Below are 15,679 nucleotides of genomic sequence, written 5' to 3'. Positions count from 1 at the left end.
CGCGCGACGGAGAACGGCAGCCATGACTGAGCAGTCCGCCAGGCCCACCAGCAAGGACGTGGCACGGGCCGCGGGCGTGTCCCAGGCCACGGTCTCCCTCGTCCTCGGCGACAAATGGCGCGGACGGGTCTCGGAGCGGACGGCCGGGCTCGTACGGGACGCGGCGCGGGACCTCGGCTACCGGCCCAATCTCGCGGCCCGCAATCTGCGCCTCGGCACGACCAGGACGGCCCTCCTGGTCGTGCCCGCGCTCACCAACGAGTTCTTCGCCCGGGTCTACACGGGCGCGGCCGAGGTGGCCGCCCGGCACGGCTTCGGGGTGGTCATCTACCCCTCCCCCGCCGGGGTGGGGCCCGCCAGGGATCCCTTCGCCTCGGCGCGGGCCGCGCTGGACGGGGTGATCGCCTCCTCGATGGCGGCCGACGCGCTGGACGAGATCCGCGGGGTGGACGGCGCGGATCTGCCCCTGGTGATGCTCGACAGCGATCCCGCGGCGCCGGGCGCCGCCGCCCGGGTGAATCTCGACATCGCCGACGGAATGCGGCAGGTGACCGGGCATCTGCTGGGCCTCGGCCACCGGCGCCTCGTCCATCTCGCCTGCGCCATCGACTCCTGGACCTTCGCCGTACGGGCCGAGGCGCTGGCCGAGACGGTACGGGGAGTGCCGGACGCGGTCGTCACAACGGTGTCGGCGCCGCTGGACGTGGACGCGGCGCGGGAGGCCGCGGAGCGCGCCCTGACCGGCCCGGGGCCCCGGCCCACGGCGCTGGTCTGCGACGACGACATCCTGGCCGCGGGGGCCTGCAAGGCGGTACGGCGGCTCGGCCTGCGGGTGCCCGAGGACGTCTCCGTCAGCGGCTTCGACGATCTGGCGCTGGCCACGGCGGTGGAGCCGGAACTGACCACGGTGCGGCTGCCGGCCGAGCGGGTGGGCGAGCGCGGCATGTCGGCGCTGCTGGCGGTCCTGGACGGCCGCCACCCCGAGGAAGGCGACCTCCCGGTATCCCTGGTGGCCCGGGGCTCCACGGCGCCGGTGTCCCTCTCCGGGGGCCGCTAGTGCTGTGGCCGGAAAGGTTTGCCGGGGGCTCGCGGCGGCCGGTGCGGTACATCGCAAGGCGGAGGATCGCGCTCGTACTGGACGTACTTGCGCGACTCCGACAACGCGGCGAGGTGCCGTGCCGGGCGTCGCGAGCCGGTGAACCTTTCCGGTCACAGCACTAGCACCCTGGGGCCGCCGAGCGCCTCGGCGGCCCCACACATCGCTGTGCCCCGGCTCGCGGAGGCGGGCCGGGGCACGGGCGGAGATCACCGGTCAGTCGTCGGTGTCCTCCGCCTCCTCGATGTCCGAGGGGGCGTCCGTCGGGGTGGAGGCGGCGCCGTCCGCCTCCAGCAGGCGGGCAAGCTGGCGGTTGACGATCCGCTTGAATTTGCGCTGCTGCGGCCGCGTACGGTCCAGGACGGCCACTTCGAGCCGCTCCGCGGGAATCTCCCGCTCGCCGCCGTTGGTGTCCCTGGACAGCGCCTGGACGGCCAGCTTCAGCGCCTCGGCGAGCGACATGCCCTCGCGGTGCTGCTGGTCGAGGAAGGTGCTGATCTGCTCCGACTGGCCGCCGACCGCGACCGAGCCGTGCTCGTCCACGATCGAGCCGTCGTGGGGCAGCCGGTAGATCTGGTCGCCGTCCGGGGTGGCGCCCACTTCCGCGACGACCAGCTCCACCTCGTAGGGCTTCTCACCGGCGCTGGAGAAAATGGTGCCGAGGGTCTGGGCATAGACATTGGCGAGGCCGCGGGCGGTCACGTCGTCGCGGTCGTAGGTATATCCGCGCAGATCGGCATAGCGGACACCGCCGATCCGCAGATTCTCGTACTCGTTGTACTTGCCGGCGGCCGCGAAACCGATCCGGTCGTAGATCTCGCTGAACTTGTGCAGCGCGCGGGACGGGTTCTCGCCGACGAAGACAATGCCGTCGGCGTACTGCAGCACAACCAGGCTGCGACCGCGGGCGATGCCCTTGCGGGCGTATTCCGCCCGGTCGGCCATGGCCTGCTGGGGTGAGACATAGAACGGCGTCGACACCGGCTATCCGTCCCTTTCTGTCAGTGGCATGTCGGTTCGGACGGGAAAGGCGTCAGAGCAGCGCGGCGCGCGGGCCGTCGGGCTGTTCCAGCCGGCGCTCGAGGATCGAGCGGGCGATCTCCGAGGATTCGGGCTCGGTCAGCCGCCGGAAGCCGTCCTCGGTGATGACGGTGACGATCGGATAGATACGGCGGGCCACATCGGGGCCGCCCGTCGCCGAGTCGTCGTCCGCGGCGTCGTACAGCGCCTGGATGACCAGGGTGGTGGCCTGCTGCTCCGTCAGGTCCTCGCGGTAGAGCTTCTTCATCGCGCCACGGGCGAAGATCGAGCCGGAACCGGTGGACGCGTAGCCGAGCTCCTCGGAGCGGCCGCCCGTCACGTCGTACGAGAAGATGCGGCCCCTCCCGCGGTCCACGTCCCAGCCCGCGAAGAGCGGGACGACGGCCAGGCCCTGCATGGCCATGGCCAGATTGCTGCGGATCATCGTGGAGAGCCGGTTGGCCTTGCCCTCCAGGGAGAGCTGCGCTCCTTCGACCTTCTCGAAGTGCTCCAGCTCCAGCTGGAAGAGCTTGACCATCTCCACGGCGAGTCCCGCGGTGCCGGCGATGCCCACGGCCGAGTACTCGTCGGCGGGGAAGACCTTCTCGATGTCGCGCTGCGCGATCATGTTGCCCATGGTCGCGCGCCGGTCACCGGCGAGCACCACGCCGCCGGGGAACGTCACCGCGACGATCGTCGTGCCGTGCGGTGCCTCGATCGCGCCCTGGAGGGGCGGCAGCGAACGCTTGCCGGGCAGCATGTCCGGCGACTGGTGCGCCAGGAAATCCATGAACGAGGACGAGCCAGGCGTCAGGAAGGCTGCCGGCAGACGCCCGGTGCTACGAGGGTTGGCTTCCACACGTTTCCTTCCGGATGGGCGGCGGCCCGCCGCTCGGGCCGGGCCGGTCTTTAGAGCTGTGCACGGACCTTACCCGCGCCGTCGCCGGTCATCCGCCCCGGTGCGACCGGCTTTCACCGGTGGCCCCGGGACGGACAACGGCTGCTACTGGCCGCCCTTTTGGACGAAGGACCGCACGAAGTCCTCGGCATTCTCCTCGAGCACGTCGTCGATCTCGTCCAGGACGGAGTCGACATCGTCGGACAGCTTCTCCTGGCGCTCCTTGAGGTCCTCGGATGCCTGCGCGTCCTGCGCCTGCTCCTCGGTCTCCTCCGTGGAACGCGTTGCCTTCTGCTGTCCGCCGCCGGTGTCCTTGGTCGCCATATCCCTCACCCCGCTCGGTTCGCCCCGCTCGATGTGACCTTCAAGATCAGACCCTACAAGCAGGGTCCGACATCGGCCCCGCACTTCGTACAACGTCCGGGGGCCATCTCCATGATTCCCGGACGGGGACCATTTCAGCCTCCGGACAGCACCCGGACCAGCTCCTCCGCGGTGCGGCACCGGTCGAGCAGCTCCTTGACGTGGTTACGGGTGCCCCGCAGCGGCTCCAGGGTGGGCACCCGCTGCAGCGAGTCACGGCCCGGCAGATCGAAGATGACCGAATCCCACGAGGCGGCGGCCACATCGTCGGCGTACTGCTCCAGACAGCGGCCCCGGAAGTACGCCCTGGTGTCCTCCGGAGGCTTCGTCCTGGCCCGCTCGACGTCCTGCTCGTCCAGCAGCCGCCGCATCTTGCCGCGGGCCACCAGACGGTTGTAGAGGCCCTTGTCGGGCCGTACGTCGGCGTACTGCAGGTCCACGAGGTGCAGCCGGGCGGCGTCCCAGTCCAGGCCGTCCCTGCGGCGGTAGCCCTCCAGGACCTCCCGCTTGGTGATCCAGTCGAGCTCGCCCGACAGGCTCATCGGATCGTTCTCCAGCCGGTTGAGCGTGTCCTCCCAGCGGCCCAGGACATCCCTGGTCTGCTCGTCGGCGTCGGCGCCGTACCGCTCCTCGACATACTTTCTCGCCAGCTCGAAGTACTCCATCTGGAGCTGGACAGCGGTGAGTGTCCGGCCGCTGCGGAGCGTGACCAGACGGGCGAGGGTCGGGTCGTGCGAGACCTGGTGGAGCGTACGGACCGGCTGGTCGACGGCCAGGTCGACATTGATGAAGCCGTCCTCGATCATGGACAGGACGAGCGAGGTCGTACCGAGCTTGAGATAGGTGGAGATCTCCGACAGATTCGCGTCGCCGATGATCACATGCAGCCGGCGGTACTTCTCCGCGTCCGAATGCGGTTCGTCGCGGGTGTTGATGATGGGGCGCTTGAGAGTGGTCTCAAGACCCACCTCGACCTCGAAATAGTCCGCGCGCTGGCTGATCTGGAAGCCGTGCTCATGCCCGTCCTGGCCGATACCGACCCGGCCCGCACCGGTGACGACCTGGCGCGAGACGAAGAACGGCGTCAGATGGCGCACGATGTCCGAGAAGGGGGTCTCCCGCTTCATCAGGTAGTTCTCGTGCGTGCCGTAGGACGCGCCCTTGTTGTCGGTGTTGTTCTTGTACAGATGGATCGGCTGGGCGCCGGGAAGCTGGGCGGCGCGCTCGGCCGCCTCGGCCATGATGCGCTCGCCGGCCTTGTCCCAGAGGACGGCGTCGCGCGGGTTGGTGATCTCGGGAGAGCTGTACTCGGGGTGGGCGTGGTCGACGTACAGCCGCGCACCGTTCGTGAGGATCACATTGGCCAGGCCGATGTCCTCGTCGGTGAGCTGGCTGGAGTCGGCCGTCTCTCGGGCGAGGTCGAAGCCACGGGCGTCCCGCAGCGGATTCTCCTCCTCGAAGTCCCAGCGGGCGCGGCGCGCCCGGTGCATCGCCGCCGCGTAGGCGTTGACGATCTGGGACGAGGTGAGCATGGCATTGGCGTTCGGGTGACCCGGGACGGAGATGCCGTACTCCGTCTCGATGCCCATTACTCGCCGTACGGTCATGCGGCCCTCCTTGCCCGGCGGCGCTCCCCTCGGGAGCGGCGCTCAAGTACCGCTGTCTCTCCGGTGCGTGTGCGGTGCCCGTCCCCGCACTGCGCGACGTGGCGGTACGAAAGAGCCTAAACGCCTCTGCGCCGGTGGGGAGATCATTTCCATCATTGCCTGGTGTGGTGGACGGTGCGGGGGAAAACAACCGGCTGCGGATGCCCTTCCGGGCATCCGCAGCCGGTCTGCGATCTACAGGTACTGACCGGTGTTCGCCACCGTGTCGATGGAGCGTCCGGTGTCCGCGCCCTGCTTTCCGGTCACCAGGGTGCGGATGAACACGATCCGCTCGCCCTTCTTACCGGAGATCCTGGCCCAGTCGTCCGGGTTGGTGGTGTTCGGCAGGTCCTCGTTCTCCTTGAACTCGTCCACACACGCCTGGAGGAGATGGGAGACCCTGAGGCCCTTCTGGTTGTGGTCGAGGAAGGCCTTGATGGCCATCTTCTTGGCCCGGTCGACGATGTTCTGGATCATCGCGCCGGAGTTGAAGTCCTTGAAATACAGGACTTCCTTGTCGCCGTTGGCGTACGTGACCTCGAGGAAGCGGTTCTCCTCGGACTCCGCGTACATCTGCTCCACGACGGACTGGATCATTCCGTGCGCCGCGGCTTCCTTCGAGCCCTTGTGCTCGGAGACGTCGTCCACGTGCAGCGGCAGGGTCGCCGTCAGGTACTTCGCGAAGATGTCCTTCGCTGCCTCCGCGTCCGGACGCTCGATCTTGATCTTCACATCGAGCCGGCCGGGCCGCAGGATCGCGGGGTCGATCATGTCCTCGCGGTTGGAGGCGCCGATGACGATGACGTTCTCCAGGCCCTCCACCCCGTCGATCTCGGCGAGCAGCTGGGGGACGATGGTGTTCTCCACGTCCGAGCTGACACCGGATCCGCGGGTGCGGAAGAGGGATTCCATCTCGTCGAAGAAGACGATGACGGGGGTACCCTCGCTCGCCTTCTCCCGGGCACGCTGGAAGACCAGGCGGATATGCCGCTCGGTCTCACCGACGTACTTGTTGAGGAGCTCGGGGCCCTTGATGTTGAGGAAGTAGCTCTTCCCCGCGGGCTGGCCGGTCACCTCGGCGACCTTCTTGGCAAGCGAATTCGCCACGGCCTTGGCGATCAGTGTCTTGCCGCAGCCGGGCGGGCCGTAGAGCAGGATGCCCTTCGGCGGCCGCAGTTCGTGCTCCTTGAAGAGGTCCGGGTGGAGGTACGGAAGCTCGACCGCGTCGCGGATCATCTCGATCTGGCCGCCCAGACCGCCGATCTTCTCGTAGTCGACGTCCGGGACCTCTTCGAGGACCAGCTCCTCGACCTCGCTCTTGGGAACCACTTCGTAGACATAGCCGGAGCGGGGTTCGAGCAGGAGGGCGTCGCCGGGGCGGATGGTGATGTCCAGCAGCGGCTCGGCGAGCCGCACCACCCGTTCCTCGTCGGTGTGCCCGACCACCAGGGCGCGCTCGCCGTCCTCAAGGATCTCCTTGAGGGTGACGATGTCCCCGGCGCGCTCGTACTCCATGGCCTCGACCACATTGAGCGCCTCATTGAGCATGACTTCCTGGCCACGCCTGAGCTCTTCGAGCTCGACGCCGGGGCTGACATTCACCCGGAGCTTGCGGCCCCCGGTGAAAATATCGGCCGTACCGTCCTCATTCGACTGCAGAAACACACCGAAGCCGGCCGGCGGCTGCGCGAGCCGGTCGACCTCTTCCTTGAGGGCCACGATCTGGTCGCGGGCCTCACGCAGCGTATTGGCGAGCCGCTCATTCTGTGCGGACACGCCTGCCAGGCTCGTCTGCAACTCGACGATCCGCTCTTCGAGAATCCTCGTGTGCCGCGGAGAGTCGGCGAGCTTACGTCGCAGGACGGCGATCTCCTGCTCGAGATAGGCAACCTGGCCGGCTGGGTCTTCAGACCCCCGCCCCGGCCGGATGCCGCGGTTGATGTCGTCGTCGTGGGCTGCCACGGTCCTCACCTCCTCCAAGGGGAGCTGGACGCTTCCTGACCCTACCTGGGTGGGTGATGATTGAAACCCCTAGATCACAAAGACTGTCGGGCTGTGACCGATCTTCACCCTTGCGCTCTCCCTTACGCCAGGGGAATACCCACCGATCAACATCGGAAAGCGGCCGGTTGTATCGTCGAACTGTTCAACACCCGTCAGGGCTGGCGCGACTTACGCCAGATCGCGCCATCCGGCGCAGCAAACGGCAGGAGAGATGACCGTGCAGCAGGAGGCCCCCACCGAGGGCGTCACCGGGACCGGTGAACCGCTGGAGGTCTGGATCGACCAGGACCTCTGCACCGGCGACGGGATCTGTGCCCAGTATGCCCCCGACGTCTTCGAGCTGGACATCGACGGACTGGCCTATGTGAAGAGCTCCGACGACGAGCTGCTCCAGGCCCCCGGCGCGACGACGCGGGTACCGCTGCCGCTGCTGCGGGACGTCGTCGATTCGGCCAAGGAGTGCCCTGGCGACTGCATCCACGTACGTCGTGTTTCGGACAGGGTCGAGGTGTACGGGCCGGACGCGGAATAGAGCCACCTGGCCGTGAGCCACCCGGAGTGACGGGTCACACACTCCGTGCTTCGGGCTGCTCACTGCGTGCGAACGCGCCGTTCTTCCACTGCCAGGAGACCCGCTCCTCCTGGTCAGGACAGCAGCTCGGCACCTCGGGACCGGAGTAGCCGAGCAGGGTCGCCAGGACCACCCCGTCCCGTATCGCGAAGTCGCCGGTCACGCTCTGCTTGTCCTCCGGGTCCACCAGCGTCGCCACGATCCGTGGCTCGGATTCGCCCGTCCTGGTCAGCACATACACGCCGGTCGGCGGGGTGCCCGAGTTCGTCCGGCACCTGACCGCCGCCACGGTCTCGGGGCTGCCGTCCCCGTCCAGGTCGCCGGAGGCCTTCCGCGTGACAACCGTGCCCGCTCCCGCGCACTCCAGCGGAAAGTCCACAGCGGCAGGATCGGGAGCGGGAAGCGGGGCCCGGTCGGGGCTCCCGGCCGCCTCGCGGCCCGAGCCCGACTGGGACGCGGTGGCGGCGCCGGGCTGCAACAGACCCGCCAGGGCCACCACGGACGCCATCGCGGTGGCTGTCGCGAGCCAGTGCACCGGGCGGGGCCGGGTATGCGCGAGGTCCGGGACGTCGGAGATCTGCACGCGGAGTGTCTCCTGTGACGAATTAGCCAATGGGGGGAGGGAGTCAGCATCGTGCCACAGGTCACAGCAAGGCGGAACAGCGGGGTCCGTAAGTCCAACATAAAGACACCGCCGCCGACTTCCCGTGGGTGAACGGGAACTCGGCGGCGGTGCCGTCGTGTTGATGGGCGGTCTGGACAGGGCCGGCTCAGCCGCGTGAACCGCTTCCGGGGCCGTCGTAGTCGTCGCCGTACGCGCCCTTGGCGGGCCGACGACGGCGCAGCGGCGGCTCGACACCGTCCGCGAGACGACGAGCGGTCACCAGGAAGCCGGTGTGACCGATCATCCGGTGGTCCGGACGCACGGCCAGGCCCTCGACATGCCAGTTACGGATCATCGACTCCCAGGCGGCCGGCTCGTTGAACGTGCCGAACTCCCTGATCGTCTCCACGGTACGGGCCAGCTGAGTGGTCGTCGCGACGTAGGCACAGAGGATGCCGCCGGGGACGAGCGCCTTGGAAACGGCCTCGATGCACTCCCAGGGGGCGAGCATGTCCAGGATCACGCGGTCGACGTCCGTGTCCGACAGATTGTCCTGAAGGTCACCGACCGTCAGCTGCCAGGCGGGATGCGGTTCGCCGAAATAGCGCTCCACATTCTGCTGTGCGATATCGGCGAAGTCCTGGCGGCGCTCGTAGGAGTGCAGCATGCCCTGGTCGCCGATGACACGCAGCAGGAAACTGCTGAGCGAGCCGGAGCCCACACCCGCCTCGACGACGCGTGCGCCGGGGAAGATGTCGGCGAAGGCCAGGATCTGGCCGGCGTCCTTCGGATAGACCACGGCGGCGCCGCGGGGCATGGACAGGACATAGTCGGGGAGCAGGGGGCGCAGCGCGAGGTAGGCGACGTTTCCCGTGGTACGGACAACACTGCCCTCGGGAGCACCAATCAGCTCGTCGTGCGGGAAGGACCCTTTGTGGGTGTGGAAATTCTTCCCGGCTTCGAGCGTGAAGGTGTAGTGGCGTCCCTTGGGGTCGGTGAGCTGGACCTGGTCCCCGACCTTGAAGGGGCCGCGACGACGGGCGGCACCGGTCGGTTCGGACATGCGACCAGCCTAGCCGCACTTTTTAAGGGCTCGGTTCGCCTCCGGGGCGCTTTATGCCGCTGTCGACGGTCGACCGTGCTCAATTCGCTCGTACCTCGCAAATCTCCGCGCGCTCTCCCTTTCGACAGCGGCGCGCCCCTTCGGCTCACTCGCCGGCGGTCGTGGAGACGGGCGGTCGTCACACGGAGGCAGCGGCCCTCGTGCCGAGCGGGGTGGCGGGCCGGCGGCGGGAGGGGGTCGGGGGTGCAGGAGGCGTGTGTCCGGACGTAGAGCGTGATTTGTGGCGCACACCAAGCCGCACCAAACGTCCGGCCCGCACGGCGCCGTAAATCATGCAGTCCGGACACACACCTCCGGAACCCCCGGCACCCGCACCACGACGAACGGCCCGCACCCCCACCCCCCGCCGGACGGCAAAACGCACCCGCACCACGACGAACAACCCCGCAACCACCTACCGCGGACGCGCCATCGCGGAGACGAAGGCCCGTTCCACGTCCGCCGTGGACAGGACGCCATAGATCTCGCCGGTCTCCTCCAGCACCAGGTACTCCGTCGCCGGGCTCGCCCGGAGGCGGTCCAGGAGGGCCTCTCCCGCCAGGTCCGCGGGGACCTTCATGCCGTCCGTGAGGTCCTGGGCGAGGCCGCTCACCGCGACCCAGGGGCGGCGGTGCTGCGGGACGCCGACGATCGCGGCCTCCCTGACGATCGCCATCGGGTCACCGTGGCCGTCCACCACGACCAGGGCGCGGGCGCCCGCCTCGTTGGCCCGGCGCAGGGCCTCGGAGAGCGGCGTGCTGGACTCGACCGGCACCGCACGCCGGGTGAGCGCCCGGGCCTGCAGCTCGGGGAGGTGTTCGCGGAGCCTCGCCATCCGCAGGCTGTTGCCCGCGCCGGTCCAGATGATCGCCGCGAGGATGGCGGCGAGCAGCGCGTCGGTGACGGTCTCCATGCCGCTGACCTTCGCCGCCGACGTGCCGAGGGCTCCGGTACGGGTGAGCAGCGGCAGACCGATGAGGACGGCGACGGCGAGCGCCCGGCCGACCCAGGCGGCGGCGACGGTGCCGCTCATCGGCTTGCCGGTGATCTTCCAGACCACCGCGCGCAGCATCCGGCCGCCGTCCAGCGGAAGGCCGGGCAGCAGGTTGAAGGCGGCGACGATCAGGTTCGAGACCATCAGGCCGGCGAGCAGGACGCCGGGGACCGTACCGGGCTCCACGGCCAGCAGCCCCAGGTAGAAGACGCCGGAGAGCACCAGCGAGAGCAGCGGGCCCACGAAGGCGAGGATGAACTCGCGGCCCGGGGTCTCGGACTCCTTCTCGATCTCGGAGACCCCGCCGAAGAACTGGAGCTGGATCCGGCGCACCGGCAGCTTGAAGCGCAGGGCGGCGACCGTGTGGGCCAGTTCGTGGACGAGTACGGAGGCGTAGAAGGCGACCGCGAAGAAGAGGGACACCAGATACCGGAGGTTCCCGAGCTCGGGCAGCACCCGGTCGAGCTGGCCGCCGAAGATCCAGGTGATGAGCGCGGCCACCAGGAACCAGCTGGGGGCGACGTAGACCGGCACGCCGAAGGGGCGGCCCATGAGAATGCCGCCGCCGGGGTTGTCGCGCTTCGGCGGCTTCCCGCCGGGGCCCGTGTTCCCCGTGCCGGGCTGCGGCCGCCTGTTCTCGCCGCTCTCGTCGTCCTCTTTCACGGGTTCCCTTCGTTCGCGGCAGCGTCGCTCGCTCGATCATGCGGTGCGAGTGGCTCTGTGGTCGATGGTATTCGGCTCGCTGTCAGTGTCGGGTCGTAGGGTCTGCGTCATGAGTACGAGCGTGCCGCCCTCCTCACTGTCTCCGTCGCGTGCCGGCGACTTCATGCAGTGCCCCCTGCTGTACCGGTTCCGGGTGATCGACAAGCTGCCGGAGAAGCCGAGCGAGGCGGCGACCCGGGGCACGCTGGTGCACGCGGTGCTGGAGCGGCTCTTCGACGCCCCGGCGGCCGAGCGCACAGCGCCGCGGGCGAAGGCGCTGATCCCCGGCCAGTGGGACCGGCTGCTGGAGGCCAGGCCCGAGCTGGGCGAGCTGTTCGCGCAGGACCCGGAGGGCGAGCGGCTGACGCGCTGGCTGGGTGAGGCGGAGCGGCTGGTGGAGCGGTGGTTCTCGCTGGAGGATCCGACGCGTCTGGAGCCCGCGGAGCGGGAGCTGTTCGTCGAGACGGAGCTCGACTCGGGTCTGCGGCTGCGCGGGGTGATCGACCGCGTCGATGTGGCGCCCACCGGCGAGGTCCGGATCGTCGACTACAAGACGGGCAAGGCCCCCCGCCCCGAGTACGCGGAGGGGGCGCTGTTCCAGATGAAGTTCTACGCCCTGGTGATCTGGCGGCTGAAGCGTGTGGTGCCCCGCCGGCTGCAGCTGGTGTATCTGGGCAGCGGCGAGGTGGTGTCGTACGACCCGGTGGAGGCGGATCTCGAGCGGGTGGAGCGCAAGCTGCTGGCGCTGTGGGAGGCGATCAGGCTCGCCACCGAGTCGGGTGACTGGCGGCCGCGGCCCACCAAGCTGTGCGGCTGGTGCGACCACCAGGCGGTCTGTCCGGAATTCGGCGGCACACCTCCGGTGTATCCGCTGAGCGTCGCACCGGTCGGGCAGAGCGTGCCGGAGACGGCGTAGGGCCGGAGACCGCGTAGGGCCACCGTGCCCGGAGGGATCGGGGCGGGGCGGTCAGGGCAGAATGGGGCGGGTCTAGCGAAGGAGTTTCCCCGTGGCGATCCGCGTCCTACTGGTCGACGACCAGCCGCTGCTGCGCACCGGCTTCCGGATGATCCTGGAGGCGGAGCACGACATCGCGGTCGTCGGCGAGGCCGGGGACGGCCTCCAGGCCATCGACCAGGTCCGCGCGCTGCAGCCCGATGTGGTGCTGATGGACATCCGGATGCCCCGGATGGACGGGGTCGAGGCGACCCGCCAGATCACCGGTCCGGGCCGGGACGGTCCGGCGAAGGTGCTGGTTCTGACCACCTTCGACCTCGACGAGTACGTGGTGGAGGCGCTGCGGGCGGGGGCCAGTGGCTTTCTGCTCAAGGACGCGCCCGCCAATGAGCTGGTGCAGGCCATCCGCGTGGTCGCGGCCGGCGAGGCGATGCTGGCTCCGAGCATCACGCGCCGGCTGCTCGACAAGTACGCGGATCATCTGCCCTCCGGCGACGAGCAGGTGCCCGACACCCTGAACACCCTGACCGAGCGTGAGGTCGAGGTGCTGAAGCTGGTCGCCCGCGGGCTGTCCAACGCGGAGATCGCCGCGGATCTCTTCGTCAGTGAGACCACGGTCAAGACGCATGTGGGCCATGTGCTGACGAAGCTGGGCATTCGCGACCGGGTGCAGGCCGCGGTGTACGCGTACGAGAGCGGGCTGGTGCGCCCCGGGGCCCAGTAACCCGCCACGGCCCGTCAGCGGCGCCGCGCGAGCGGGGTCCGTCTCCGGCCGCGCGGGCAGTGCCCACGCGGCCGGACGGGTCATCAGGGGGCGCCGGTGCCGCGGCGGAGCTCCCACAGGAGCAGTTCCGCGGACGAGTTGACCGCCCACTCCACGCCGGCGATGTCGTCGCGGGAGGCGACGTACTGCTTGCCCTGCCAGAGCGGCAGCACCGGCACGTCCTCGGCGACGATGTCCTGGATCTTGGCGAAGGTCTCCGTGGCGGCGCTGCGGTCGGCCTCGAGGCGCGACTCCGGTATCAGCTTGCTGCGCAGGGTGTTGTTGTCGTACGGGGTGTTGAGGAAGTTGTCCTTGTCGAGGAAGGGCGCGATGTAGTTGTCCGGGTCGGGGAAGTCCGGGAACCAGCCCATTCCGTAGACGGCGTACTCACCCTTGGTCTGGTTCGGCCGGAAGGACTTCCACGGCGTTCCCTTGATGGAGACATCGAAGAGCTCGCTGCCGTTGAGCTGGTCCTTGAGGGTCTCGAACTCCTTCTCCGTGGCCTCGCCGTAGTGGTCCGTGGTGAAGTTCAGCGTGAGCTTCACCGGGGTGCTGATGCCCGCGTCCTGGAGCATCTGGGCGGCCTTGGCCGGATTGGGGTTGCCGTACTTGTTGAAGAACGAGTTGGTGTGCGTGGTGACACTCGACGGGATGAGCGAGTACAGCGGCTCGGCCATGGCCCCGTACACCTTGGTGACGATCTGACCGCGGTCGATGGTGTACGCCATGGCCTGGCGTACCGCCTTCTCCTTGGCGGTCGGGGCGTCGGTGTCGAAGCCGAGGTAGCGGATCTCCAGACCCGGCATCTCGGTGAGCTCGATGCCGTCCTTGGGATTCTCGACCATCGACTGGACCTGGGTGGGCAGCATGGCGCGGGTCATCACATCGATGTCGCCCGAGTCGAGCGCCTTGCCCATGGTCTCGGCCTCGGTGAAGGGCCGCAGCTCGACCTTGTCGTTCTGCAGCTTGAGGTCGCCCTTGTACTCCGGGTTCTTGGTGAAGACCGCCTTGACGACCGCGTCGCCCTTGACCTCGGCCTTGAAGGTGTACGGGCCCGAGCCCTCCACCTCGAAGCCCGCACGGAGCTTCTTCGGCTCGTAGGACTTCGGGCTGAGGATGCCGGCCACCGGGGTGGACAGCTTGTACGGGAAGGTCGCGTCGGGCGTCTTGAGATGGAAGACGATCTCGGAGTCGCCGTTGGTCTCCATCGTGTCGATGTTGGTCAGCAGACCGGACGCGCCGTTGGGGTCCTTGATGTCCAGGACCCGCTGGATGGAGAACTTCACATCGTCGGGCGTGACCGGGTCGCCGTCGGAGAACTTCAGCCCGTCGCGCAGGGTGCAGCGGTAGCTCTCGTTCGCGTTGTCCGTGAACCCGCACGCGGAGGCGGCGTCGGGGACCGGCGCACCGCCGCCGCGCGGCACATGCATCAGGGTCTGGATGGTCTGGCGCAGGACGTTCCACGAGCCGGTGTCGTACGCGTAGGCCGGGTCCAGCGGTGCGGGCCCGTCCTTCGTGGCGATGTACTGGTCCGTGGTGCCCACGACAATGGCATCTCCGCCGCCGGAGCCACCGTCCGAGCCGCCACAACCGGCGAGCGCGGGCGCAAGCAGGCCGGCGACGGCCGACAGCACCAAAGTCTTGCGGTTCATCCTGGACGTACTCCCTCATCCGGCACTGAGCTACGGCGGCACATGGGAGACTCCGCCGCTTCCACCCGTTCGGGGCAGTGCGATCGGGCCGGGATACAGGGCGATCGGTCCTGTGTACATGGCGACTTGGTGGCTGTCGGGACATGTCGTTGATGCGGCGAAGTACTCGCCATGAGATTAGTCGGAGGCATCAGGAATGCCTGAACGGGCCCGATGTGAAACGTAATCACACAGTGATCGGAAATAGCGGCGTGTTGATATCCGGGCTATGGAATCTTCCGTACACCGATTAACCAATCGGGACACAACGTGACAGGTGGGCCCACGCCCGCCCGGCATGGATCATCCTCGCCCGCCCCTGTCGATGAGGCCGCAGGTGATAAAGGTCACTCCTGGAGCCGTTTGCAAGGATCATGATTGAGGGGCGCGGGGGTAACGGAAAATATCCGGGCCAATGCCGAGAGTTTCCGAATACATTCCTGCGCCACGCTCAGTCAGCGGATCAGTGGCCGCGCGTCATCATGCCGCGCAGAAATACCAGATCGACCTCTTCGAGCGACCCGACGATCATGCGCCCGTCGGCGGGTGCGATCGGGGCGACGGAGGGGATGGCGACCACCCGGCAGCCGGCGGCCTCGGCCGCGGCCACCCCGGTGGCCGTGTCCTCGACGACGGCACAGCGCGCGGGATCGACGCCCAGGCCCCGCGCGGCGAGCAGATACGGGTCCGGGTGCGGCTTCGTACGGGGCACCTCGTCGCCCGCGACGGTGAGCGCGAAGTACTCGGGGCCGAGCGAGTCCAGGACCCGGTCGATGATGCGCCGGTGCGAGGCGGAGACCAGGGCGGTGGGCACCTCGTGCGCGGCCAGTTCGGTGAGCAGCCGGGTGGCGCCCGGCATCAGCGGCACCCCACGCCCGATGCGCTCCTCGAACTTGTCGTTGAGCAGCACGGTCAGTTCGGCGAGGGTGACGGCGGCGCCGGTGGACTCGATGAGGAAGCCGGCGCTGCGGGTCATGGGCCCGCCGACCACCACATGGCGCCAGGACTCGTCGAGAACGAATCCGAGGTCCTTGAAGACCTCCACCTCCGCGTCCCACCAGAATCCCTCGGTGTCGACCAGGGTGCCGTCCATGTCGAGAAGGACGGCCTGAAGAGCGGAGCCTTCGGCCGTTCGGGTCAGGGACGCGGGGACCGTACTGGTCATCCGGCACACCTCCATGAGGGACGAGAAGGCCGGTCACCTTTCCCGCAGGGTTACCCCACCGGGACAGGCGACCGGCCTGCACTGGACCGATAAGTGTACGACTCG

14 protein-coding genes are annotated in these 15,679 nt (G+C 68.7%); 4 read left to right on the top strand and 10 right to left on the bottom strand.

Annotation, left to right across the window (positions count from 1 at the left end):
* The first annotated feature begins 22 nt into the window (after positions 1 to 22).
* Complete coding sequence (locus ACFVWW_RS21985) at positions 23 to 1,057, top strand: LacI family DNA-binding transcriptional regulator (protein ID WP_384190559.1); 1,035 nt, start codon at positions 23 to 25, stop codon at positions 1,055 to 1,057.
* A gap of 255 nt (positions 1,058 to 1,312) precedes the next feature.
* On the opposite strand, the gene prcA is transcribed toward ACFVWW_RS21985, so the two are convergent.
* The 5 genes from prcA to arc all read right to left on the bottom strand — a co-directional run bounded on the left by prcA (position 1,313) and on the right by arc (position 6,985).
* On the bottom strand, positions 1,313 to 2,077 hold the full coding sequence (gene prcA / locus ACFVWW_RS21980) for a proteasome subunit alpha (RefSeq protein WP_384190562.1): 765 nt from the start codon (positions 2,075 to 2,077) through the stop codon (positions 1,313 to 1,315).
* 52 nt (positions 2,078 to 2,129) lie between these two features.
* Positions 2,130 to 2,975 (bottom strand): proteasome subunit beta, encoded by an 846-nt coding sequence (gene prcB / locus ACFVWW_RS21975; RefSeq protein WP_384190565.1) that lies wholly within the window; start codon positions 2,973 to 2,975, stop codon positions 2,130 to 2,132.
* A 144-nt stretch (positions 2,976 to 3,119) separates the two neighbouring features.
* Positions 3,120 to 3,338, bottom strand: coding sequence for a ubiquitin-like protein Pup (locus ACFVWW_RS21970; protein WP_030782898.1), 219 nt, complete (start codon positions 3,336 to 3,338; stop codon positions 3,120 to 3,122).
* A 134-nt stretch (positions 3,339 to 3,472) separates the two neighbouring features.
* The gene (gene dop / locus ACFVWW_RS21965; protein WP_384190568.1) at positions 3,473 to 4,984 is read right to left on the bottom strand and encodes a depupylase/deamidase Dop; all 1,512 of its coding nucleotides are present in this window, start codon (positions 4,982 to 4,984) and stop codon (positions 3,473 to 3,475) included.
* Positions 4,985 to 5,218: 234 nt separating this feature from the next.
* Entirely contained in the window at positions 5,219 to 6,985 is a 1,767-nt protein-coding gene (gene arc, locus ACFVWW_RS21960) for a proteasome ATPase (protein ID WP_384190571.1), read from the bottom strand.
* A 253-nt stretch (positions 6,986 to 7,238) separates the two neighbouring features.
* Between arc and ACFVWW_RS21955 the strand changes: the two genes are divergently transcribed.
* A complete protein-coding gene (locus tag ACFVWW_RS21955) occupies positions 7,239 to 7,559 on the top strand; it encodes a ferredoxin (protein WP_384190574.1) in 321 nt (106 codons plus the stop codon).
* A 34-nt stretch (positions 7,560 to 7,593) separates the two neighbouring features.
* Here ACFVWW_RS21955 and ACFVWW_RS21950 read toward each other — a convergent pair whose 3' ends face one another.
* The 3 genes from ACFVWW_RS21950 to ACFVWW_RS21940 form a co-directional block, all read right to left on the bottom strand.
* Positions 7,594 to 8,181 carry a hypothetical protein gene (locus ACFVWW_RS21950; protein WP_384190577.1) on the bottom strand — a complete coding sequence of 196 codons (588 nt, stop codon included), beginning with the start codon at positions 8,179 to 8,181 and terminating at the stop codon, positions 7,594 to 7,596.
* A 187-nt stretch (positions 8,182 to 8,368) separates the two neighbouring features.
* Entirely contained in the window at positions 8,369 to 9,265 is an 897-nt protein-coding gene (locus ACFVWW_RS21945) for a tRNA (adenine-N1)-methyltransferase (protein ID WP_384190580.1), read from the bottom strand.
* A gap of 454 nt (positions 9,266 to 9,719) precedes the next feature.
* Positions 9,720 to 10,961, bottom strand: coding sequence for a site-2 protease family protein (locus tag ACFVWW_RS21940; RefSeq protein ID WP_384337250.1), 1,242 nt, complete (start codon positions 10,959 to 10,961; stop codon positions 9,720 to 9,722).
* 64 nt (positions 10,962 to 11,025) lie between these two features.
* On the opposite strand from ACFVWW_RS21940, the gene ACFVWW_RS21935 reads away from it, so the two are divergent.
* Both ACFVWW_RS21935 and ACFVWW_RS21930 read left to right on the top strand, forming a co-directional pair.
* Entirely contained in the window at positions 11,026 to 11,916 is an 891-nt protein-coding gene (locus tag ACFVWW_RS21935; RefSeq protein WP_386879022.1) for a RecB family exonuclease, read from the top strand.
* A 91-nt stretch (positions 11,917 to 12,007) separates the two neighbouring features.
* The gene (locus tag ACFVWW_RS21930; RefSeq protein ID WP_384190588.1) at positions 12,008 to 12,679 is read left to right on the top strand and encodes a response regulator; all 672 of its coding nucleotides are present in this window, start codon (positions 12,008 to 12,010) and stop codon (positions 12,677 to 12,679) included.
* A gap of 83 nt (positions 12,680 to 12,762) precedes the next feature.
* On the opposite strand, the gene ACFVWW_RS21925 is transcribed toward ACFVWW_RS21930, so the two are convergent.
* On the bottom strand, positions 12,763 to 14,370 hold the full coding sequence (locus ACFVWW_RS21925) for an ABC transporter substrate-binding protein (RefSeq protein WP_384190591.1): 1,608 nt from the start codon (positions 14,368 to 14,370) through the stop codon (positions 12,763 to 12,765).
* Positions 14,371 to 14,872: 502 nt separating this feature from the next.
* Positions 14,873 to 15,574 (bottom strand): HAD family hydrolase, encoded by a 702-nt coding sequence (locus ACFVWW_RS21920; protein ID WP_384190594.1) that lies wholly within the window; start codon positions 15,572 to 15,574, stop codon positions 14,873 to 14,875.
* Between the last annotated feature and the right edge of the window lie 105 nt (positions 15,575 to 15,679).

Source organism: Streptomyces sp. NPDC058198 (assembly GCF_042882605.1).
GTDB lineage: Bacteria > Actinomycetota > Actinomycetes > Streptomycetales > Streptomycetaceae > Streptomyces.
The sequence above is the reverse complement of the archived record's forward strand: the minus strand, read 5'-3'. Positions and strand labels throughout refer to the sequence as shown.

Excerpts from the sequence above, each read along its gene's own strand:
- ACFVWW_RS21985 (WP_384190559.1), top strand. The coding sequence starts at position 23 with ATGACTGAGCAGTCCGCCAGGCCCACCAGCAAGGACGTGGCACGGGCC.
- ACFVWW_RS21970 (WP_030782898.1), bottom strand. The coding sequence starts at position 3,338 with ATGGCGACCAAGGACACCGGCGGCGGACAGCAGAAGGCAACGCGTTCC.
- dop (WP_384190568.1), bottom strand. The coding sequence starts at position 4,984 with ATGACCGTACGGCGAGTAATGGGCATCGAGACGGAGTACGGCATCTCC.
- ACFVWW_RS21955 (WP_384190574.1), top strand. The coding sequence starts at position 7,239 with ATGACCGTGCAGCAGGAGGCCCCCACCGAGGGCGTCACCGGGACCGGT.
- ACFVWW_RS21945 (WP_384190580.1), bottom strand. The coding sequence starts at position 9,265 with ATGTCCGAACCGACCGGTGCCGCCCGTCGTCGCGGCCCCTTCAAGGTC.
- ACFVWW_RS21935 (WP_386879022.1), top strand. The coding sequence starts at position 11,026 with ATGGTATTCGGCTCGCTGTCAGTGTCGGGTCGTAGGGTCTGCGTCATG.
- ACFVWW_RS21925 (WP_384190591.1), bottom strand. The coding sequence starts at position 14,370 with ATGAACCGCAAGACTTTGGTGCTGTCGGCCGTCGCCGGCCTGCTTGCG.
- ACFVWW_RS21920 (WP_384190594.1), bottom strand. The coding sequence starts at position 15,574 with ATGACCAGTACGGTCCCCGCGTCCCTGACCCGAACGGCCGAAGGCTCC.